This is a genomic window from Natronobiforma cellulositropha (genome assembly GCF_025629245.1).
Classification (GTDB): domain Archaea; phylum Halobacteriota; class Halobacteria; order Halobacteriales; family Natrialbaceae; genus Natronobiforma; species Natronobiforma cellulositropha.
Map to the genome: position 1 here is coordinate 1 of NZ_JANZXN010000008.1, position 17,994 is coordinate 17,994.

At 69.6% G+C, this 17,994-nt stretch carries 24 protein-coding genes; 20 read left to right on the plus strand and 4 right to left on the minus strand.

The genetic code is table 11. The features are described from left to right. Positions 1-91 precede the first annotated feature (91 nt). The 4 genes from N0B15_RS03925 to N0B15_RS03940 all read left to right on the plus strand — a co-directional run bounded on the left by N0B15_RS03925 (position 92) and on the right by N0B15_RS03940 (position 2,788). Positions 92-343 carry a hypothetical protein gene (locus N0B15_RS03925; protein ID WP_263018143.1) on the plus strand — a complete coding sequence of 84 codons (252 nt, stop codon included), beginning with the start codon at positions 92-94 and terminating at the stop codon, positions 341-343. A 2-nt stretch (positions 344-345) separates the two neighbouring features. Continuing rightward, positions 346-1,389, plus strand: coding sequence for a DUF7958 family protein (locus N0B15_RS03930; RefSeq protein ID WP_464503021.1), 1,044 nt, complete (start codon positions 346-348; stop codon positions 1,387-1,389). A gap of 217 nt (positions 1,390-1,606) precedes the next feature. Continuing rightward, on the plus strand, positions 1,607-2,308 hold the full coding sequence (locus N0B15_RS03935; protein ID WP_263018146.1) for a hypothetical protein: 702 nt from the start codon (positions 1,607-1,609) through the stop codon (positions 2,306-2,308). A 159-nt stretch (positions 2,309-2,467) separates the two neighbouring features. Beyond that, entirely contained in the window at positions 2,468-2,788 is a 321-nt protein-coding gene (locus tag N0B15_RS03940; RefSeq protein ID WP_263018147.1) for a cupin domain-containing protein, read from the plus strand. Here N0B15_RS03940 and N0B15_RS03945 read toward each other — a convergent pair. Continuing rightward, complete coding sequence (locus tag N0B15_RS03945) at positions 2,785-4,086, minus strand: hypothetical protein (RefSeq protein ID WP_263018148.1); 1,302 nt, start codon at positions 4,084-4,086, stop codon at positions 2,785-2,787. The genes N0B15_RS03940 and N0B15_RS03945 overlap by 4 nt on opposite strands. A gap of 115 nt (positions 4,087-4,201) precedes the next feature. On the opposite strand from N0B15_RS03945, the gene N0B15_RS03950 reads away from it, so the two are divergent. The 4 genes from N0B15_RS03950 to N0B15_RS03965 all read left to right on the plus strand — a co-directional run bounded on the left by N0B15_RS03950 (position 4,202) and on the right by N0B15_RS03965 (position 7,225). Next, entirely contained in the window at positions 4,202-4,579 is a 378-nt protein-coding gene (locus N0B15_RS03950) for a VOC family protein (RefSeq protein WP_263018149.1), read from the plus strand. Positions 4,580-4,886: 307 nt separating this feature from the next. Then, complete coding sequence (locus N0B15_RS03955) at positions 4,887-5,258, plus strand: DUF5789 family protein (protein ID WP_263018150.1); 372 nt, start codon at positions 4,887-4,889, stop codon at positions 5,256-5,258. A gap of 78 nt (positions 5,259-5,336) precedes the next feature. Then, complete coding sequence (locus N0B15_RS03960; RefSeq protein ID WP_263018152.1) at positions 5,337-5,948, plus strand: translation initiation factor IF-2 subunit beta; 612 nt, start codon at positions 5,337-5,339, stop codon at positions 5,946-5,948. Positions 5,949-6,085: 137 nt separating this feature from the next. Further along, positions 6,086-7,225 (plus strand): citrate synthase, encoded by a 1,140-nt coding sequence (locus N0B15_RS03965; protein ID WP_263018154.1) that lies wholly within the window; start codon positions 6,086-6,088, stop codon positions 7,223-7,225. On the opposite strand, the gene N0B15_RS03970 is transcribed toward N0B15_RS03965, so the two are convergent. Beyond that, on the minus strand, positions 7,222-7,680 hold the full coding sequence (locus tag N0B15_RS03970; protein ID WP_263018156.1) for an SHOCT domain-containing protein: 459 nt from the start codon (positions 7,678-7,680) through the stop codon (positions 7,222-7,224). The genes N0B15_RS03965 and N0B15_RS03970 overlap by 4 nt on opposite strands. A 91-nt stretch (positions 7,681-7,771) precedes the next feature. On the opposite strand from N0B15_RS03970, the gene N0B15_RS03975 reads away from it, so the two are divergent. The 10 genes from N0B15_RS03975 (at position 7,772) to N0B15_RS04020 (ending at position 15,217) form a co-directional block, all read left to right on the plus strand. After that, on the plus strand, positions 7,772-8,410 hold the full coding sequence (locus tag N0B15_RS03975; protein ID WP_263018157.1) for an HAD family hydrolase: 639 nt from the start codon (positions 7,772-7,774) through the stop codon (positions 8,408-8,410). Then, on the plus strand, positions 8,407-9,495 hold the full coding sequence (gene cbiB, locus N0B15_RS03980; RefSeq protein WP_263018159.1) for an adenosylcobinamide-phosphate synthase CbiB: 1,089 nt from the start codon (positions 8,407-8,409) through the stop codon (positions 9,493-9,495). Before N0B15_RS03975 ends, cbiB begins: the two co-directional genes overlap by 4 nt. A 4-nt stretch (positions 9,496-9,499) precedes the next feature. Next, complete coding sequence (gene cobS / locus N0B15_RS03985; protein WP_263018160.1) at positions 9,500-10,258, plus strand: adenosylcobinamide-GDP ribazoletransferase; 759 nt, start codon at positions 9,500-9,502, stop codon at positions 10,256-10,258. Then, positions 10,258-10,833: an NTP transferase domain-containing protein gene (locus N0B15_RS03990; protein ID WP_263018210.1), complete on the plus strand. Its 576-nt coding sequence runs from the start codon at positions 10,258-10,260 to the stop codon at positions 10,831-10,833. The genes cobS and N0B15_RS03990 overlap by 1 nt, the downstream gene beginning before the upstream one ends. A 79-nt stretch (positions 10,834-10,912) precedes the next feature. Further along, positions 10,913-11,932, plus strand: a complete 1,020-nt coding sequence (gene cobT / locus N0B15_RS03995; protein ID WP_263018162.1) for a nicotinate mononucleotide-dependent phosphoribosyltransferase CobT — start codon at positions 10,913-10,915, stop codon at positions 11,930-11,932. Then, entirely contained in the window at positions 11,929-12,963 is a 1,035-nt protein-coding gene (cobD, locus tag N0B15_RS04000; RefSeq protein ID WP_263018163.1) for a threonine-phosphate decarboxylase CobD, read from the plus strand. Before cobT ends, cobD begins: the two co-directional genes overlap by 4 nt. Beyond that, complete coding sequence (locus N0B15_RS04005; RefSeq protein ID WP_263018165.1) at positions 12,956-13,669, plus strand: adenosylcobinamide amidohydrolase; 714 nt, start codon at positions 12,956-12,958, stop codon at positions 13,667-13,669. Before cobD ends, N0B15_RS04005 begins: the two co-directional genes overlap by 8 nt. Positions 13,670-13,710: 41 nt before the next feature. Beyond that, positions 13,711-14,124: a DUF8009 family protein gene (locus N0B15_RS04010; RefSeq protein WP_263018167.1), complete on the plus strand. Its 414-nt coding sequence runs from the start codon at positions 13,711-13,713 to the stop codon at positions 14,122-14,124. Positions 14,125-14,206: 82 nt separating this feature from the next. Further along, the gene (locus N0B15_RS04015; protein WP_263018169.1) at positions 14,207-14,395 is read left to right on the plus strand and encodes a hypothetical protein; all 189 of its coding nucleotides are present in this window, start codon (positions 14,207-14,209) and stop codon (positions 14,393-14,395) included. Positions 14,396-14,476: 81 nt separating this feature from the next. Beyond that, complete coding sequence (locus tag N0B15_RS04020) at positions 14,477-15,217, plus strand: fumarylacetoacetate hydrolase family protein (protein WP_263018170.1); 741 nt, start codon at positions 14,477-14,479, stop codon at positions 15,215-15,217. Between the two features lie 27 nt (positions 15,218-15,244). On the opposite strand, the gene N0B15_RS04025 is transcribed toward N0B15_RS04020, so the two are convergent. Continuing rightward, positions 15,245-15,643 carry a nuclear transport factor 2 family protein gene (locus tag N0B15_RS04025; protein WP_263018172.1) on the minus strand — a complete coding sequence of 133 codons (399 nt, stop codon included), beginning with the start codon at positions 15,641-15,643 and terminating at the stop codon, positions 15,245-15,247. Positions 15,644-15,787: 144 nt separating this feature from the next. On the opposite strand from N0B15_RS04025, the gene N0B15_RS04030 reads away from it, so the two are divergent. After that, complete coding sequence (locus N0B15_RS04030; RefSeq protein ID WP_263018174.1) at positions 15,788-15,949, plus strand: glycine zipper domain-containing protein; 162 nt, start codon at positions 15,788-15,790, stop codon at positions 15,947-15,949. 1 nt (position 15,950) lies between these two features. Here the strand turns inward: N0B15_RS04030 and N0B15_RS04035 are convergent, their stop codons facing one another. Next, positions 15,951-16,742, minus strand: a complete 792-nt coding sequence (locus N0B15_RS04035) for a helix-turn-helix transcriptional regulator (protein ID WP_263018176.1) — start codon at positions 16,740-16,742, stop codon at positions 15,951-15,953. Positions 16,743-16,966: 224 nt separating this feature from the next. On the opposite strand from N0B15_RS04035, the gene N0B15_RS04040 reads away from it, so the two are divergent. Continuing rightward, positions 16,967-17,983: a DMT family transporter gene (locus N0B15_RS04040; RefSeq protein WP_263018178.1), complete on the plus strand. Its 1,017-nt coding sequence runs from the start codon at positions 16,967-16,969 to the stop codon at positions 17,981-17,983. Positions 17,984-17,994 lie beyond the last annotated feature (11 nt).

The window sequence follows — 17,994 nt, forward strand, 5'->3', positions numbered from 1 at the left end:
AGCCAGGCTACGGAACGTACCGGGCAGCGCTCTACCAGCGCTCGAGCGACCTCTACGAACCCTACTACGACGAGTCGGCGACGATCGAGTCGTGGCAGCCAGGTCACTGACCATCGTGGTCCAGCCGCTCGTCTCGGAGTACGGACTGAGCCAGCCCGAAGCGATGGCGGTGACGCTCGCTGTCGGTGGAACCATCCACGTCGGTAAAGACCGGCTCCACCGCGAAGATATCTACCTCACGCTCGAGGTCGCTCGAGTGCTCGGAGAAGAGGAGCGGATTCTAACCGTCATGGAACGTATGGGATTCGAGAAACCATCGGAAAGCGAAGCAGAATACAAGTAATTATGGATGCCACGATTGGCGGTGAAGACGACTCTGGGTGTGGGGTCCAAGTCACAGACAATAACGGAATTGAACACTGGATCGAGATAAAATACGACAGTGGAGCAGTCACCCACCATGACGATGAGGAAGCCTATCCGAACTCCGCTTCTGAACAGACTCCAAACGACGTTGTCCACTTGCGACAGGCTCAGGAGTACGCCAAGTACTACGTCCAGCGCGAGCGCGGCTATCCAACGCTCCCCCCACACCTGACACCGGAGTGGATTCCCTACTCGCTCGGCGCGGTGTTCGGTCTCGAGTTCGAGGGTTTCGAGCGACAGTTCGGTCCCTACGCCCAGCAGTACCACAGTGCGCTCCACCCCGAGGTTCCCCCCATCGTGGAGATGCCCGACGAGACCGCTCCCGTCGGCGGTATCGTCTACCGCGCCGACGTGTTTCTCGCCCTCGAGTTCGACGCCTATCTCGAGGATCCAGCGGCGATGTCGCCGATAGACGCCGTCGCGGGAACCACCGACGCGTACGACCTCTACGAGGCGCTGGCGGCCGAACTCGAGGCGCGCCTGCCGCCGGACACGGCACCGATCACCGAAGTGTCGGCGCTCGATCTCCAGTACCAGCGCCGCGCCAACGACGGCAGTGTCGAGGAGCCGGTCGTCGGCGAGCGTAGCCACACTAGCGCAGGACCGCCCGATGCACAGCTCCAGATGACGCCTCCACAGGCCACCCTCGAGTCGGAACTGACGACCGAGATTATCCAGGGTTTACTCTGTCACCACCTCCAGTGTCAGGTCCGCGATGCGTATCTCCGGCTCGGGCTCGAACCGCCGGAGGCGTTTCGCGTCCTCGGCCAGGGCTTCGCCGAACAGACGATGCACTATCAGCACGCCGACCTCTACCCGCCGTACCATCTCACCGATGCCGAGATCGAGGGCTACCGGCCGCCGGGAATCGAACAGGGGGCACTGGCGAGCGGTGAATTCGCTGGCCCGGGCCAGCCCGGCCCACTGCTGCGGCGCATCGTCCGTGCGTTGTTCGGCCGGTAGCAACCACGGGTGAACAGGTCCGCGTCGGTCGAGTGTCCGAATACTAATACCTGATAGAATCGAACAGTAATTGTCTGACAATTACCAATGCAGCAACAGCCGAGGTGGGATGGATGAGCTTCGGCCGGGATCGGCGCGACCGGTCGAACGGTGACAGCGAGCGAAACGAACGGACACGGCGCGCTCGAGCGCAGCCCCAGACACAAATGGTGAGCCAATGAGCACCGAAGACCTCCACGTCGAGTTCGTCTATCCCTCCGGGGACGACGAGGAGTGGCACCGACTGCACTGGGAGGCACTCGAGCGGGCGGCCGCGTTCGAACTGGTCGGGGGCCGAATCGTGGAGACCGAACGGACCGACCACGTACACGTCGTCTCCTCGCCGGACCTCCACGAGCTGTGGCCGTACGACGCTGGTGGATCGATGCGACACACGAAAGACGACGGAGACGTGATCGACCTGACGACCTGTCCCGTCGTCTCTTACGAGTTCGCAGACCTGCGGTTTCTGCTCGGAAACGACGAGTATCCGCCACCGGGGACCGACCGTGAGATCGTCACCGAGATACTCGAGTTGGTCACACTCGGCTACGAAGCGACTGACGAGCCGCCGTACGTGGCTTACTCGATAACGCCGGATATGCCGTACATCGGGCGGCCACCGATCACGGCAGCGTCGCTCGCGAACGCGGAACTGACCCACCTGTGCTGGCTGACGGTGTTCACCCCGCCGCTGGTCGAAACCTACGGCCGCGAGACGCTGCTTTCTGCGCCCGCCTGGCACGTCGAGGAACTCGAGGACGGCGCGATCATCCTCGTCTGTCACGACGATCCGACCTGGGAGACCTCGCTCCAGCCGGTCGCAGACCACATCGGCCTGCCCGCTCCCGAAGAGATACGCACCGAAGAGCGCTGGTAGCGCCAGCGAAACGACGACTGGTTCCGGCCGACTCGAGAACCGACGGACGCCACGAGCGACGGCGTACTCACCGGCGAGCCCTCCGAAACGGCGGCCACGACATCGCTCCCCACTCGAGCGAACACAGGGGCTTTGTCACTCGAGCGTGAGCCTCGAGCCATGCACCACATCGACACCGACGAGACGAGCGGCTTCTTCGAGGTGGTCGGCGAGACCGAGCGCTCGAAGGCCGCGGTGATGAACCTCGAGCCGGGCCAGGCGGTCGGCGGCCCCGAGAACCGCCACCCGACGAGCGACCAGTGGCTCTACGTCAAATCGGGGCGGGGAACCGCCGTCGTCGAGGGCGAGTCCTACGACCTCCGGGCGGGCGTGCTCGTCTGCTTCGAGGCCGGGGAGACCCACGGGCTCAGAAACGAGGGTGAGAAGGCGCTCGAGACGGTCTCGTTCTACGCGCCGCCGGATTACCACGCCGAGGGCTAGCCACCGTAGACGGTGACCGCCTGGGTGGCCGAGCCGGTCTCGGCCGCGACCGTCACGTCGAAGGTGACGTCTCGCCTGACGGGGTAGGTCTCGTAGCCGAGGGTGAGCGTCACCGCCGACCCGGCCGCGACGGTCACCGTCCGGCTGTCGACCACCTCACCGGCGAGCAGCTGAACCGTCTCGGTGACCGCCTGCGCGCTCGGGTTCTCGAGGCGCGCAGTCACCGAGAGCACCTGCCCCGCGTGGACCGGCGCGTTGGTCCCGAGGATCGACACCGAGAGGCCGCCACCGTCGCCACCACCCCCACCGTGCTCGTCGATCCGCCAGGGATTTTCCTCGACGAAACAGCCGTGTTCGTCGATCACCCAGACGACAATGTCGCAGGTGTGACAGCCGAAGGAGGCCGCGTCGTCGGTGTAGGTCGCGGTATCCTGTGCGCCCGAGACCTCGGAGACGCCGAGCACCACGTCGTACTGGTGCATCCACCAGACGACGCGCTCGAGGTCGCCCCCGGACGAGGAGATGTCCACCTCGAGGTCGACCGTCTCGCCGGTCGGCGTGAGCGCGCCCCCGCTGGGGCGGACGGCGTCGACCGACGGGGGGCCGTGGCCGTCGCCGTCGACGTGGACGGTCCACTCGACGGCGTGCTCGCCGGCACCACCCTCGTGAGGCGGGTCGACGACCGCGCGGACCGGCGTGGTCCCGGCGGACTCGAACGTGTGCTGGAAGTAGTCCGCACCCTGGTGGTCGTAGTAGGCAGCCTGCCAGGGGTCGCCGATGGGCCCCATCGACTCACCGCCGACGGTCCACTCCGTCCCGCCGAACGACCCGAGCAGCGGCGAGGCCACCTCGAACATGACCGTCGTCCCGGGGCTGACGGTCACCTCCTTCGGTGGGTGGACGCGGCGCACGCCGGGTTCGTCGCCCGCGTAGACGCTGACCTGGCGCGCTGCGGCGTGGTCGTCGGTCGCCACCGTGACCGGAAACGTCACGTCCTGCTGGACGGGGTAGGTCTCGTAGGCGAGCGTGAGCGTCTCGCTCGAGCCACCACCGACCGTCACCGACCGTGAGTCGACGGTCTCCTCGCCGGCGACGAGGTGGACCGTCCGCGTCACCGTCGACCCACTCCGGTTCTCGACGCGAGCGCGCACCGAGAGTTCCGCCCCCGCAGCGACCGGTGCGTTCGTCTCGGTGATCGACACCACCACCGTCGGCTGGGCCGCACCGGGGGTCACACTCACCAGCGCGCCGCCGCTGGCGAGCAGCCCCAGATACGCCCGTCTGGTGTAGACACCCATACGTGAACGTGTTCGGAGTGGACACATCAACCCCTGTTCAGGTGTGGGTGAGGGTCACGGCGGCCGACCGGTTCCAAACGTCACGCTTTTACACACCCGCTCTGAGACCTCAGCCATGGACGTCTTACACACGGCGATCTGGGTCGAGAGCGTCGAGGCGATGGACGCATTCTACCGCGAGGGACTCGGTCTCGAGTACTCCCGCGAGTTCGTCGGCGACGACGGCGTGACGAACTACTTCCTGACCGGCGAGAGCGAGACGGAACTCCAGTTCAAGTACCGCGAGGACGACCCCGCACCGGTCGACCCCTCCGGGTTCGATCACACCGCCATCGCCGTCGCAGACGTCGACACGACCGTCGAACGACTCGTCGAGGACTACGGCGGGGCGGTCACCGGCGAACCGACGACGATCGAAGAGATGGGCGTTAGAATCGCCTTCGTCGACGACCCCGACGGCTACGGCGTCGAGTTGATCGAGTCACTCGAGTGACACCGGCCGTCCGGTCGAACATGCCTACAGGTGGCGGAGCGGCCACCGAACGGGTGCCGGGGCGTTTACACCCGCGTGGTGGCCGTGACGGACAGTCCGTCGAGCACCGTCCGACGGTACGTCGGGCTGGGCGTGTCGGTGGTCGCACGAGACGGGTATGGTTGGCCACGCACGCCGATCGATCGGAGGAGACGACCCGATATGAACCTGTATAATTCCTGTCACGAGGACTATAGAGACCACGGGAGGGACGCCACCCCGCAGCCGCTTGCCGACCGTTTTTCCGGCCGACTGCGCTAGCCCGGCTATGAGCGACGAGCACGACCCCAGCGAGGTCACCAGACAGGCGAACGAACGGCGCTCGAGCAGGGCCGAGAGTACCGAAACCGTCCTCGAAGACGTCGAGCGCCGCCTCGGCGACATCGAGTATCCCGTCTCCGGCGAGGAACTCGCGACCGAGTACGCCCTCGACGAGATCGACCTCCCGAACGAGACGGAGTCCCTCGGGAGCGTCTTCGACCGCCTGGCGACCGAGCGGTTCGACTCGAGTGCGGAGATTCGCGAGACCGTCCTCGGCGAGGTGACCGGCGAGGCTGGCGACCCGAACGAGGCGAACCCGGAGCGTGACCTCGAGCGACTCGACGAGCACGTCAGCGAGCGTGGAAGCGACGCGCGGTGAGTTGTCAGCCGAGAAGACCGAGGAGTGGCTCCCCCCGAGAGCAGAACGGATTTACGTTCCCGTCGTCTTCACCACGGTATGGATTACGAAGCGAGTCTCGGCCGGGCGATGGAGAACGTCCCGGACATCGGCGCGGATACCCAGCGGCTCCAGATTCCGGACGCACAGCCACAGAAAGACGGTGCGTTCACCCGGTTTACGAACCTCGGTGAGATCGCCGACGTGCTCTCTCGAGAGGACGAACACCTCCACCGGTTCGTCCAGCGCGAACTCGGGACCAGCGGGAAACTCGAGGACGGCCGCGGACGCTACAACGGGACCTTCTCCCACAGCGACTTCGACGCGACCATCGACGCCTACGTCGACGAGTACGTCCTCTGTTCCGAGTGTGGTCTCCCCGACACCCGCCTCGTCCGCGAGGACCGCACCCCCATGCTCCGGTGTGACGCCTGTGGGGCGTTCCGTCCGGTGACCAAACGCAGTTCCGGCAGCCAGCAGCAACAACAGCGCGATGCCGTCGAGGAGGGCAAGACCTACACCGTCGAGATCACCGGGACCGGCCGCAAGGGCGACGGCGTCGCCGAGAAGGGCAAGTACACCATCTTCGTCCCCGGCGCGAAGAAAGGCGACGTCGTCGAGATCTACATCGAGAACATCTCGGGCAACCTCGCGTTCGCCCGGCGCGCCTGATACTGTCGGCTGTACCGCTAGTCAGGTGGAGACGAACGACGGTGCGCGCCCCCGCCGGGAGGAACGGACAACCGACGGTACGAAACCGGCCACCCCAGCGCGAAGACTAACGGTTCTCCGTCACGTCACCTCGAGACATGGCAGATTCTTCCGTCCGACCCGGACTCGAGGGCGTGCTCGCCGCCGAAACCCGCCTGAGTGCCATCGACGGCGAGGCGGGCGAACTCGTCATCGCGGGCTTCCCGCTCGCCGAATTCGCCACCCACGCCCGCTTCGAGGAGACGCTCTTCGCGCTGTTCGAAGACCGCCTTCCCACCGCGGACGAACTCGAGGCGTTCTCCGCCGAGTTGCGCGCCAACCGGACGCTCGCGACGGGAACGCGCACGGTCGTCGAGCGCGCCGCCGAGGACGGCCAGTCGGCGATGGACGCGCTCCGGATGGGTATTGCGAGTGCGACGCTCGCCCGCGACGGTGACGAGGACCTGACCGACGACGCCCGACTCGCGGTCGCCCAGGTCCCCTCGATCGTCGCGACCTACTGGCGCGTCCGCGAGGGCCAGCCCGTCCTCGAGCCTCGCCGAGAGCTCTCCCACGCCGGCAACTACCTCTACATGCTGACCGGCGAGGAGCCGAGCGACGAGGCGGTCCGCGGTCTCGAGACCTACCTCAACACCGTCGTCGACCACGGCCTGAACGCCTCGACGTTCACCGCCCGCGCCATCGTCTCGACCGAGTCCGACGTGGTCTCGGCGGTCACCGGGGCCGTCGGCGCGCTGAAGGGACCGCTCCACGGCGGCGCACCGGGACCCGTCCTCGACCTGCTCGAGGAGACGGCCGGCGCCGACGATACCGAGACCCACCTCCGGGAGAAACTCGAGGCGGGCGAGCGCCTCATGGGCTTCGGCCACCGGGTCTACCGGGTCAGAGACCCCCGCGCGGCCGTCCTCTCGAGTGCGGCCGAACGCTTCTACCGCGACGGCGACGAGGAGACCGCGTTCTTCGAGTCCGCCCGCGAGACCGAGGCAGCGGCGCTCGCCGCCCTCGAAGAGCACCGCCCGGACCTCGAACTCTCGACGAACGTCGAGTTCTACACCGCCGTCTTACTCCACGGCGTCGGTATCCCCAGAGACCTCTTCAGTGCGACCTTCGCCGTCTCCCGGGTCGGCGGCTGGTGTGCCCACTGTCTCGAGCAACGCGAGGAGAACCGGCTCATCCGCCCCCGCTCGCGCTACGTGGGCGAGCGGGATCGAAGCTGGACGCCGCTCGAGGAGCGCTAGCGCTCGAACGACGGCTCGCGGTCGTCATCGTGCTCGTGAGCGCTACCCCGGTCACCGTCACGCGAAGACTCGAGAGACCGGTTTCGGTCGCGTCGCTCGATGTACGCCGTCGGGTCGCCGTCGTCGGTCTCGAGCAGCGCCTCGAGCCGGCGCTCGAACTCCTCGTCGTCGATCTCTCCGCGGGCGTAGCGCTCGCGGATGGTCTCGAGGGGATCCTCACCGACGGCCCGGCGGTCGGCGTCGGCCGCGGTCTCCTCGGCGTCCCAGTTCTCGATGTCGAGCACCTCCTCGAGGAAGATGGCGGTCAGCGGCAAGACGCCGACCCACATGAACAGCGCGAACGCGCCAGCGTACCACACCCCGAAGACGAACGCGAGGAGCATCGCCAGGGGGAGCGTCCCCACGGCGATGAACGCCGGAAGCGCGCGCAGGAACCGAATCGTCGTCTCGTTCACAGGATCCGAGACGAAAGCGGGTTGAAAAAGCGTTCCGGTGAGAACCGAACCGACCGCGAGAGTAAAGACGACGGCTACGAGTCACAGTGACGTGGCAGTCTCGTTCGACCTCTTCGGTACGCTCGTCTCGCCGGACCCGCCCGCAGACCCCGCGAGCGCGATCGCTGCCGAACTGACCGCCCGCGGCGTTTCCGTCCCCGACGACTGGGGGGCGAGCTACGCACATCCCCACCTCGAGATTGCCGACGGGCACGAACTCGCCCTCACGGATCACGTCGCTGCAGCGCTCGCGAGTGCGGGCGACCCGGCCGAGCGCTCGGCCGTCGAGGCAGCGGTGTTCGCCGCCTTCGACCGGCCAGTCGAGATGCGTGCGGGCGCACTCGAGGCGGTCGACGCCGCCCGGGCGGCGGGTCCGGTCGCGATCTGTTCGAACTGTAGCGTCTCCGGTCTCGTCGAGCACAGTCTCGAGCGCGCCGGCATCGGCACCGAGCGCTTCGACGCGGTCGTCTCGAGCGTCGACTGTGGCTGGCGAAAGCCCGCCCCCGAGATCTTTCTCGAGACCGCGAGCGCACTCGGGGTCGAGCCTGCGGCCCTGCTCCACGTCGGCGACGACCCGCAGGCAGACGGCGGCGTCGAGCGCGTCGGCGGGACGGCGGTGTCGGTCACCGAGACACCGCTCTCGGAGCTGGGCGCGGTACTGGAAACCTCTCGCGCGGGTGACGAGCCGTGACGGTCCTGACGGCGCTCGCCGCCATCGCCCTGGCGTTCAGCCTCGACTTACTGATCGGCGAACCGCCGACGGCGCTCCACCCGGTCGCGTGGTTCGGCCGTCTCGTCGCCCTCGTCGACCGCGAGTGGATCGACGACGAGCGCGCCCACAGCGCCATCGGCGTCGCCGTCGCGCTCGCGCTCCCGGTGGCGGCCGCAGGTGTAGTCTGGTGGCTCGTCGCGGCTGCAGGAGCCGTCTCGTCGATGGCCGAAGCCGTCGCCGCCGCGGTCGTCCTCTTTCTGACCGTCAGCCTCCGGCGCTTGCTCGATCTGACCCGGGAGGTCGTCGACGCGAGCGAGACGGACCTCGAGAGCGCCCGCGAACGGGCCATCGGTCTCGTCGGCCGAGAGACGGACGCCCTCTCACCCGCCGAGATCAGAAGCGCCGCACTCGAGAGCGCCGCCGAGAACCTCGCCGACGGCCTGGTCTCGACGCTGCTCCCGTTCGCGCTGCTCGCGCCGATCTCGCTCCCACTCGCGGCTGCGGCGGCCGTCTGGGTGAAGGCGGTCAACACGCTCGACTCGATGCTCGGCTACCACTCGAACCCCATCGGCGCGGCGAGCGCCCGCCTCGACGACCGCGTGATGTGGCTCCCGGCGCGGATCAGCGCCCTCACACTCGCCGTCGCCGCGCTCGACCCGCGGGCGCTCTCGAGTGCCCGGCGGTGGGCGCGGGTACCCGCCTCGCCGAACTCCGGGTGGCCGATGGCGACGCTCGCGGCGGCGCTCTCGGTCCGCCTCGAGAAACCCGGCGCGTACGTCCTGAACCCCGACGCGGAGCTACCGACGCCCGACGACGGCACGCGGGCGATCCGACTGGTCGGCCGCGCGGGCGTGCTGGCGGTCGCACTCGCGGCGGCGCTCGCGGCCGCCGGTCCCGGACTCGAGGCGGCCGTCGTCCCGGTGCTCGAGACGGTCGTCGAGACGCTTACGATGGTCGTCGACGCGCTCGTGACAGCCGTCGACACCCTGACCGACGTGCTCAGGGCGGCGCTCGAGTGGCTCGCGTCGCTCCCCGGCCGCCTCCGCGAGGCGGTGAGGTGGTGAGCGGATGAGAGGGCTCGCTCGAGGCGTACGCGGCGGGGTCGCCTTCCTGACGCGGCTGCCGGTCGACCACCACGAGGGCGACTGGGCGGCGTTTCTCGCCCGGCCGGTCGTCTTCCCGCTCGTCGGGTTCGGCGTCGGGGTCCTCGCCGCCCTCCCGTTTCTGGCCGCTGGCAGCCTGCCCGCGGCAACCGTCGCGCTCGGCTACCTGCTCGCGGTGTACCTGCTGACGGGCGTCCACCACCTCGACGGGGTCGCCGACCTCGGCGACGCGGCGGCCGTCCACGGCGACCCGGCACGCCGCCGGGCGGCGATGACGGACACGACGACCGGCGTGGGTGCCCTGCTGGCCGTCTCGCTGGTCGTCGCGGGGGTCGCCCTCGGCGGCCTGGCGCTGGCGGGCGCGCCGCTCCAGATCGCGATCGCCGTCGTCGTCGCGGCCGAAGTCGGGGCGAAACTCGCGATGGCACTGCTGGCCTGCCTCGAGACGGCGACCCACGACGGGATGGGCGCACGCGTGCTCGAGGCGGCGGACCCGAAGGCGGCGCTCACCCCGCTGGCCGTCGCGCTTCCGGCCGCGGCGCTGGCGTGGCCCCACCCGGCGGCCGCGGTCGCCCTCGGTGGCGCGCTCTGTGGGGCGTGTCTGCCGTGGGCCTGGGCGCGCCGGAATCTCGAGGGTGTCAGCGGCGACGTCTTCGGCGCGGTCAACGAGGTCGGCCGCGTCGCCGGTCTCCACGCGGGGGTGATCGCGTGGACGCTCTGGTGATGTGCGGCGGTGCCGGGACGCGACTCGAGAGCGACCGCGAGAAGCCGCTGTATCCGATCGGCGGCGAGGCGATGGTCGAGCGCGTCCTCGGCGCACTCGAGGCGAGCCGTCTCGAGCGGACCTACGCGGCCGTCTCGCCGCAGGCGCCGGCGACGCAGGCCCACCTCGAGCGCCGCGGCGTCACGTGTATCGAAACCGCGGGGGCGGGCTACGTGAGCGACCTCCTCGATGCGCTGCGCGACGAGCGCCTCAGCCCACCCGTGCTGACGGTCGCGGCCGACCTGCCGCTGCTCGAGGGCAGCGTCCTCGACCGGGTGTGTGCGGCGTACGGCCGGGTGCGCGAGCGGACCGAGAAGCCGCCCTCGCTGACCGTCTGCGTCCCGGTGGCGCTGAAGCGACGGCTGGGAGCCAGCGTCGAGACGACGCTCGAGGGCGGCCACCTCGCGCCGACGGGCGTGAACGTCGTCGGCGATGGCTCGAGCGAGCGGCAGTTCGAAAGCTACGACCGACGGCTGGCCGTAAACGTGAACAGACGTGCGGATGCCCGTCTGGCGGACCGACTGGTGAGTACATGAGAGCGCGACGAGACGACGAGTACGGACGGTTGCTGAATCGAACCCAGAACGGCGAGCGCAGAGACCCGGGTGAGCACCCATGCGAGTGATGCTCGCCGCGGGGACGACCGAGACGGGGCTGATCGAGGGGATCAGCGCTGCCGGTGCCTCGCGCGACGTGCTGGCGCAGACGCCGCCCGCAGACGCCGAGATTCTCGTCTACGGCGAGCCGGTCTGTGCGCCGGTGACGCCGGTGAGTCCGAGCGGGTGTCCGACACCCGCAGCGGTCACGCGTGCCGTCCGCGAGGTGGTCGGCTTCGAGGTGACCGTCATCGACGCGGGACTCGCCGAGCCGACCGTCGCGCCGACGGTCGACCTCGAGACGGCGCCCGGAGGCGACATCCGCGAGGCGGTCGCCGTAGCTGATGCAGAAACTGTCTTCGAAGCGGCCGCCCGTCTCGGCGCGAACCTCCCGGAGGAGCGCCTCCTGATCGGCGAGACGATTCCCGGCGGCACGACGACCGCCCTGGGCGTGACGAGCGCGCTCGGCGAACCGATCGGCGTCTCCTCCTCGCTGGCCGAGAACCCGCTCGAGCGGAAACGGGCCGTGGTTCGCGAGGGACTCGCGGCGAGCAGTCTCGAGGCGGGCGCCTGCGCGGGTGAGCCACTCGCGGCGATTCGCGCGGTCGGCGACCCCGTCCAGGCCGCCGTCGCGGGCGTCGTCACGGGCGCACTCGAGTCGGGGACGGCAGTGACGCTCGCGGGCGGGACCCAGCTCGTCGCGGTGGCCGCACTGGTGCGCCACGCAGGTATCGGAGGACCGCTCTCGCTCGCGACGACCTCGTTCGTCGCCGGGGACCCGGCGGTCGACCTCGAGCGGGCGGCCGAACGGTTCGACCTCGAGCTCACGGTGACCGACCCCGGCTTCGACGAGTCGGAGCACGTCTCGATGGCGCGCTACTGTGCCGGGGAAGGAAAGGAGGGCGTCGCGATGGGCGGGGCGCTCTCGCTCGTCCCCGATGGCGAGCTGGAGACCGTGCGCGACCGCCTCGAGCGCGTCTGTGCGCGCCTCGGAATCGACGGCCGGGTACCGCTCGAGACGGATGCGGAGGGCGCGTGAACCGCGAGGCGGTCGGGCGGACCGAACGGGTCCCCCACGGCGGCGAGAGCGACCCCGCGGTACTCGACTTCAGCGCGAACGTCAACCCCCGCACGCCGCCGGGCGTCGAGGCGGTCTACCGCGAGGCGCTCGAGCGCTCCCGGCGCTACCCGGACGACGAGTACCGCGAATACCGCGAGGCGGCGGGGGCCTACGTCGGCTGTTCGCCCGAGGAGGTGATTCCGACACCCGGTGGGCTGGCGGCGATCAGGCTGGCCATCGAGACGACGGTCGAGGCGGGCGACACCGTCCTGGTGCCGTACCCGAGTTTCGGCGAGTACGCCCGCGAGGTGCGCCTCCAGGGGGCGACGCCGGTATTCGTCCGTCACGACGACATCCTCGAGTGCGAGCCGGCGGGCCACGCGCTCGCGGTCGTCTGTACGCCGAACAACCCGACCGGCGAGTGTGCGCCCGCGGCTAAATTGCGCCGGTACGCCGCGCGCTGTCGCGAGGCGGGGACGACGCTGCTCGTCGACGAGGCGTTTCTGGGGTTCACCGACGAGCCGACGCTCGCGGGCGAAGACGGCGTGATCGTCGCGCGCTCGCTCACCAAACTCTTCGGCCTGCCCGGCCTGCGCGCCGGCTTCGCGGTGGCGAGTGGAGACCAGCGCGAGGCACTCGAGCGCGCCCGGCCCGCCTGGAACCTCGGTACGCCCGCCGCGATGGTCGGCACACACTGCCTGCGCCAGGAGGCGTTCGTCCGGGAGACGCGGACGACGGTCGCACGCGAGCGTGCGAGACTGCGTGGGGCGCTCGAGCGCCGGTTCGACGTCTCCCCCTCCGACGCACCGTTTCTGCTCTGTGAACTCACGGCGGCCGATCCACTGGCCGACGAGCGAGCGCCGGTGGCGGCGCTGTGTGCGTCTGCGCGCGAGGCGGGGGTCGCCCTCCGCGACGCCCGGACCTTCCGCGGTCTCGATTCCCACGTCCGCGTCGCCGTGAAAGACCGGGCGGCGAACGGCCGGCTACTCGAGGTGCTCGTCGGTGAGTGAGCGACTCGAGGCGACGGTCAGCGAGGGGGTGCTCCAGCTCCGACGGCCGGGGACCGAGTGGCTCTCGACCGGGTGGAACGGCGGCCGCGAGCGCGCGCCAGCCGTCTACAACGTCTCCGTTCCGGAGGGCTGGCACTGCGAGCGACTCGCCCCCTACGTCGAGGCGCGACTCGAGCGGGCCGGATTCGACGAGGCGGGACCCGTCCTGCTGACCGGCGTCGACCTCGAGCACGCCCGCGGTGCACGCTGTGGTCCCGTCACGGCCTACGCGACGGCGGGCGTCTCGAACCCCGCCGCGCTGCCGATGGAGCCTCCCGGTGGAGCGCTGCCGGACGGGCGGGTCGAACCCACGGCCGGGACGGTCAACCTGGTCGTCTTCACCACGCGAGCGCTCGCGGCGGGTGCGCTCGCGAACCTGGTGGCGGCCGCCGCGGAGGCGAAGGCGGCGACGCTGCTCGCGGCGACTGGGATACCGGGAACGACGACCGACGCGGTCGTCGTGGGCCACGACCCGGACGGGCGGACGGGCGAGTTCTCGGGCAGCGCGACGGCCGTCGGCGCGGCGACGCGCGCCTGCGTTCGCGAGACCGTGCTGGCGTCGCTGCGCTCGCGCTACGGCGACCTCGAGCGAGCGGCTGAGGCGGCGTCGGACGCACCCTACGGCACCTCGACCGACGTCGAGGCGAGCGTCGTTCGACTCGAGTGAGAAACCGTCTTCGGCGGCGAGCGCGTAGTCACGCTCGAGCGATGAGTGATCCCGACGAGAGCGGCGCGGACCCGCGTGTCATCCGCTCGCTCGCGGTAACGACGGCGGACGTCCTCGACGCGTTCGTCTACACGCGCGAGAACCCGGCGACCGCGGTGGTGCGCGTCACGCCGCCGTTTCACGGCCGGATGCGCGCTCGGCTCCACGTCTACGTCAGCGACGACGCGGGCGAGACCGGCGCGCTCCACCTCGAGCCAGCGGCGTTGCTCGAGGACGACGTGGTGGCGGCCTACCCCGCGCCCGCGGCCGGAGCGGGAGACGCCGAACCCGCGGGTGCGCGCTACGCCGATGCCGTCGACGCCTGGCGCGAGCGCGCACGGGAGGCGCTGGTGGAGACGGTGACGCTCGAGACCGCCGCTGGCGAACACGAGGTCACGGTGGCCCGACTCGGCTGAGTCCACGGCACCGCGTCACCTCCCACGTTCACTTTCACTCCCCTTGGCTCGGATTGACGTGGGACCGTTCCAATCGAGGAGTATGAACCTGTGTGTGGAGGGGCGTGAGAGCGAGCCGGGAGCCACCGGGACGAGCGACGGGCGACGACGCATCGACGTGACCGACGTCCACGCCGCGGGCGTGGCCGCCTACGCCCGCGAGTGTGTCGGCTCGACCGCCGTCTCACTCGAGCACCGCGGCGCACGGACGTACCTCGTCGTCGACGAGTAGTTCTCGAGCGAGCGGCGGCGCTCGGGCGGAAAAACCGACGCCAACCGCCACAGCTACGTCACGACGGCCGAGAGTGAGCGCATGCGACTCGCACGACTCGCGACGCCGACGGGACCGGTGGCCGGCCGTTACGAAGACGGCGTGGTCTACGCCGACGACGGGGCGTACACCGTCGGCGTCGACGGGCCGTTACTCCCGCCGTGTGCGCCCTCGGCGCTCTACTGCGTCGGGCGCAACTACGCGGCGACGCTCGAGCAGATGGCGTACGACAGGCCGGCAGAACCAGACTTCTTCATCAAGCCGCCGACGGCGCTCGTCGGTCACGAGGCGGCGATTCCGTACCCGACGTTCACCGAGGAACTGACGTACGCAGGGGAACTCGCGGCGGTGATCGGCCAGCGCTGTCGGGCACTGACACCCGAAGACGTGCCGGCGGTCGTCCGCGGCTACACCGTGTTGAACGACGTCGACGCGCTCGATCAGCAGGGGCGCACCGCCCGCAAGGCCTTCGATGGGTCGGCCCCGCTCGGTCCCTGGATCGAGACCGACGTCGATCCGACGGCGCTCGAGATGTGGACCGACGTGGCCGGAGAGCGCCGCCAGGAGGCCTCGACCGCGCAGATGCTGTTCGACCCGTTCGAGGTGGTCGCCTTCCTCTCCGAGCGGTTCACCCTGCGGCCGGGTGACGTCGTCGCGTTCGGGAGTCCGGCGAACCCGGGCCTGCTCGAGCCAGGCCAGACGGTCGAGATCACCTACGAGGGCGTGGGAACGCTGCGGAACACGGTCGCCGAGACGGGACTCGAGGCGACAGCGCGCTTCTGAGGGCGGCCAAGACGGACGCGGACCGGTTCAGGTCTCGTGACGGATGCCGTAGGTGATCGCCACCTCCGCGATCCGCCACTCGCCGTCGACGCGACGGAAGGTGTCGTCGTAGCGCGCCTGCGTGAAGGAGACGCCGTCTTCGGTCTGGGCGAGCAAGAGGAGGTACCAGCGGCCGGTCGCCTCGTCGCCGTCGACCTCGACGACCGGGTTCGTCACGAGGTGGGCCGACCGCTCGAAGGCGGCGTCGAAGACCTCGGTGGCGAACGCCGCGAGTTCGTCCGTCCCCTCGTAGACGTCGACGTCGCCGCGGACGAACCGGCCGTCGTCGGTGAACAGCGAGACCCAGGCGTCGTAGGCGCCGCTGTCGATGGTGAAACAGTACTCGTGTTTGAGCCGTTCGATGGCCCGAGCGTCGGTTTCGGACATACCTCCCAGACGACGACCGAGGGCTATAACGGTGGCAGATTTCGGGTCGGGTGTCTGGTGGTGTGAGCGGAGCGCTCGAGTCTCCCCCCGTTACCGCCGGCCGAAAGGACCCACAGTTATCGTCCCCCGAGCGAACGGACAGGTATGAGTGATACGGGAAACGACGGGATGGAACTCGGGGCGGGCATGGCCATCGGCGTCTCGCTCGGCATCTCGCTCGGCATCCTGACCGACAACCTGGCGCTGTGGCTCCCGGTCGGTGTCGCGATGGGTGTGGCGTTCGGCGCGGCCTGGAGCCAGGGGTGAGCTACTCGAGCGACCCGGTCTCGAGCGGTGTCGCTTCCTCCCAGTAGCGCTCGTAGGTCTCTCGAGCCCACGCCGTGACCGCCGGGTGGTCGGTGTCGAGTGAGGCCTGCAAGACGCCGTCGTCGTCGCGTAACAGCAGGTGGGCGTGGCGGTCGGTGATCGTCAGCGCGAGCGGGATCTCGCCGTCGAAGCGGCGTATTTCGGCGGTGTCGGCGGCGACGAGGTCCCGCAAGCCCCGGCGGAGTGTCGCGTCGTCTGCGACGGCGTCGAGGGCGTCGGCCGAGAAGACGCCGGAGACGGTGAGTCCCTCCTCGAGCGCGCGGCGTCTGGCACGCTCGAGCGTACGGTCGTTGAAGGCGTAGGAGACGAGCGAGAGCCGGTCGGTGTGGGCGGTGAGGTCGCTCACGCGGTCGACGGGCGCGGTCGGCCGGGTTCGGCTGGGGACGGTGACCGTCGCCTCGCGCAACGCGCGCAAATCGACGTCCATCACCTCGGTCGGCAGCCAGGCGACGACCTCGCGGAGTCGCAGTTCCGTCTCGACGATCTCGCGGAGGTCGGTGATGCCGGCCGCGACGAGTCTGCCCGTCGCGCTCGCCTCGTAGCCGTCGTCGGTCCGGGTGATCCACGCCCGCTCCTCGAAGTCACGCAGGATGCGCCCGAGCGTCGGCTGTGACGCGCCGGTCGCCGCCTCGAGTTCACGCCGGGTGTATCGGCCGCCCGCGAGCGTCTCGAGGACAGCGACGCGGTTCGCCGAGAGGGCGAGAAACTCGATCTCCTCGAGTGCGTCGTCCATGTCTCGCCGTTACACCCGGGAGACGAAGGGCGTTTCGAACTGTGAATTCATTTCACCCTGTGAAATACTGGCGTGCAGGGAACGCTGGTCGGGGCAGGATCGACTGTCGAGGTATGATTGTTTTTCTGATATTTCTTATGTAGCGCCGGGACCTTCGATCCAGTAGAGATGCGCTCGAAGACGAAACACGGGAGATCGGCGTCGCTCGCCGGAGGTGTGGTGAGATGGTAGACTCCCGTCAGGTCTGGCTGTTCGCGCTCGCGAGCCTCTTCTTCGGCGGGACGTTCGTGGCGGCGAACGCGGGCCAGGCGTACATCCCGCCGCTGCTGTTCGTCGCCTTGCGCTTCGACGTGGCGGCGCTGTTGCTGGCGGGCTACGTCCTGCTGACGGTGCCGCGAGGGGAGCGACTCCCGCGGACCCGTGGCGACCTCGCTGGCATCCTCGCCGCAGGACTCCTCGCCATCGGCGCGGCCAACGCCCTGCTGTTCGTCGGCCAGGGCTACGTCACGAGCGCGGTGGGCGCGATCGTCTTCAGCCTCGTGCCGATCCTCTCGCCGCTGTTCGCGACCGCCGTCCTCGCCGACGAGCGCCTCACGGTAGCGGGCGCACTCGGTGGGTTCGTCTCGCTGGTCGGCGTCGCGCTCGTGATCGGCATCGATCCCGGAGACCTCGCCGGCGCCGTCGACCCGTGGGCACTCGTCGTCCTCGCGGGGGCGGTGAGCGCCGCACTCGGTGCCGTCCTGATCCGTCGAGTCGAGACCACGACCTCGAGTACCGTCAGAACGGCGTGGGCGCTGCCGATCAGCGCGATCGCCCTCCACGGGGCGAGCCTCGCGGCAGGCGAGTCACCCGCGGCGATCGAGTGGACGCTCGAGGCCGTCCTCGCGCTCGGCTACCTCAGCGTGCTCGCGGGCGCGGTCGCCTACATCGCTTACTTCGAACTGCTCGAGGAGGTCGGCGCGATCCGCTCGAGTCTGACCTTCTACGTCAGCCCCGTGGTCGCGAGCCTCGGCGGGTGGGCGCTTCTCGGCGAGACGCTCTCGGCGCTCGCGCTGGTCGGGTTCGCGACCATCGTCCTCGGCTTCGCGGTGATGGGCCACCGGACGCTCCAGTCGGCGGTCGCGGGGCACCTCGGGCGCTCGAGCGATGAGGAGCGCCGTCCCGCCGTCACGACGAGTGAGACGGTGCGAACGCGGTCGGGAAACCGCTACGTCACGTCGTTCGATCTCGACGGAGACTGACCGCGCGACGG

Excerpts from the sequence above, each read along its gene's own strand:
- N0B15_RS04040 (WP_263018178.1), top strand. The coding sequence starts at position 16,967 with ATGGTAGACTCCCGTCAGGTCTGGCTGTTCGCGCTCGCGAGCCTCTTC.
- N0B15_RS04030 (WP_263018174.1), top strand. The coding sequence starts at position 15,788 with ATGAGTGATACGGGAAACGACGGGATGGAACTCGGGGCGGGCATGGCC.
- N0B15_RS04025 (WP_263018172.1), bottom strand. The coding sequence starts at position 15,643 with ATGTCCGAAACCGACGCTCGGGCCATCGAACGGCTCAAACACGAGTAC.
- N0B15_RS03965 (WP_263018154.1), top strand. The coding sequence starts at position 6,086 with ATGGCAGATTCTTCCGTCCGACCCGGACTCGAGGGCGTGCTCGCCGCC.
- N0B15_RS03955 (WP_263018150.1), top strand. The coding sequence starts at position 4,887 with ATGAGCGACGAGCACGACCCCAGCGAGGTCACCAGACAGGCGAACGAA.
- N0B15_RS04010 (WP_263018167.1), top strand. The coding sequence starts at position 13,711 with ATGAGTGATCCCGACGAGAGCGGCGCGGACCCGCGTGTCATCCGCTCG.
- cobS (WP_263018160.1), top strand. The coding sequence starts at position 9,500 with ATGAGAGGGCTCGCTCGAGGCGTACGCGGCGGGGTCGCCTTCCTGACG.
- N0B15_RS03950 (WP_263018149.1), top strand. The coding sequence starts at position 4,202 with ATGGACGTCTTACACACGGCGATCTGGGTCGAGAGCGTCGAGGCGATG.
- N0B15_RS04015 (WP_263018169.1), top strand. The coding sequence starts at position 14,207 with ATGAACCTGTGTGTGGAGGGGCGTGAGAGCGAGCCGGGAGCCACCGGG.
- N0B15_RS04020 (WP_263018170.1), top strand. The coding sequence starts at position 14,477 with ATGCGACTCGCACGACTCGCGACGCCGACGGGACCGGTGGCCGGCCGT.
- N0B15_RS03935 (WP_263018146.1), top strand. The coding sequence starts at position 1,607 with ATGAGCACCGAAGACCTCCACGTCGAGTTCGTCTATCCCTCCGGGGAC.
- cobT (WP_263018162.1), top strand. The coding sequence starts at position 10,913 with ATGCGAGTGATGCTCGCCGCGGGGACGACCGAGACGGGGCTGATCGAG.
- N0B15_RS03945 (WP_263018148.1), bottom strand. The coding sequence starts at position 4,086 with ATGGGTGTCTACACCAGACGGGCGTATCTGGGGCTGCTCGCCAGCGGC.
- N0B15_RS03990 (WP_263018210.1), top strand. The coding sequence starts at position 10,258 with ATGTGCGGCGGTGCCGGGACGCGACTCGAGAGCGACCGCGAGAAGCCG.
- N0B15_RS03960 (WP_263018152.1), top strand. The coding sequence starts at position 5,337 with ATGGATTACGAAGCGAGTCTCGGCCGGGCGATGGAGAACGTCCCGGAC.
- N0B15_RS04035 (WP_263018176.1), bottom strand. The coding sequence starts at position 16,742 with ATGGACGACGCACTCGAGGAGATCGAGTTTCTCGCCCTCTCGGCGAAC.
- N0B15_RS03940 (WP_263018147.1), top strand. The coding sequence starts at position 2,468 with ATGCACCACATCGACACCGACGAGACGAGCGGCTTCTTCGAGGTGGTC.
- N0B15_RS03930 (WP_464503021.1), top strand. The coding sequence starts at position 346 with ATGGATGCCACGATTGGCGGTGAAGACGACTCTGGGTGTGGGGTCCAA.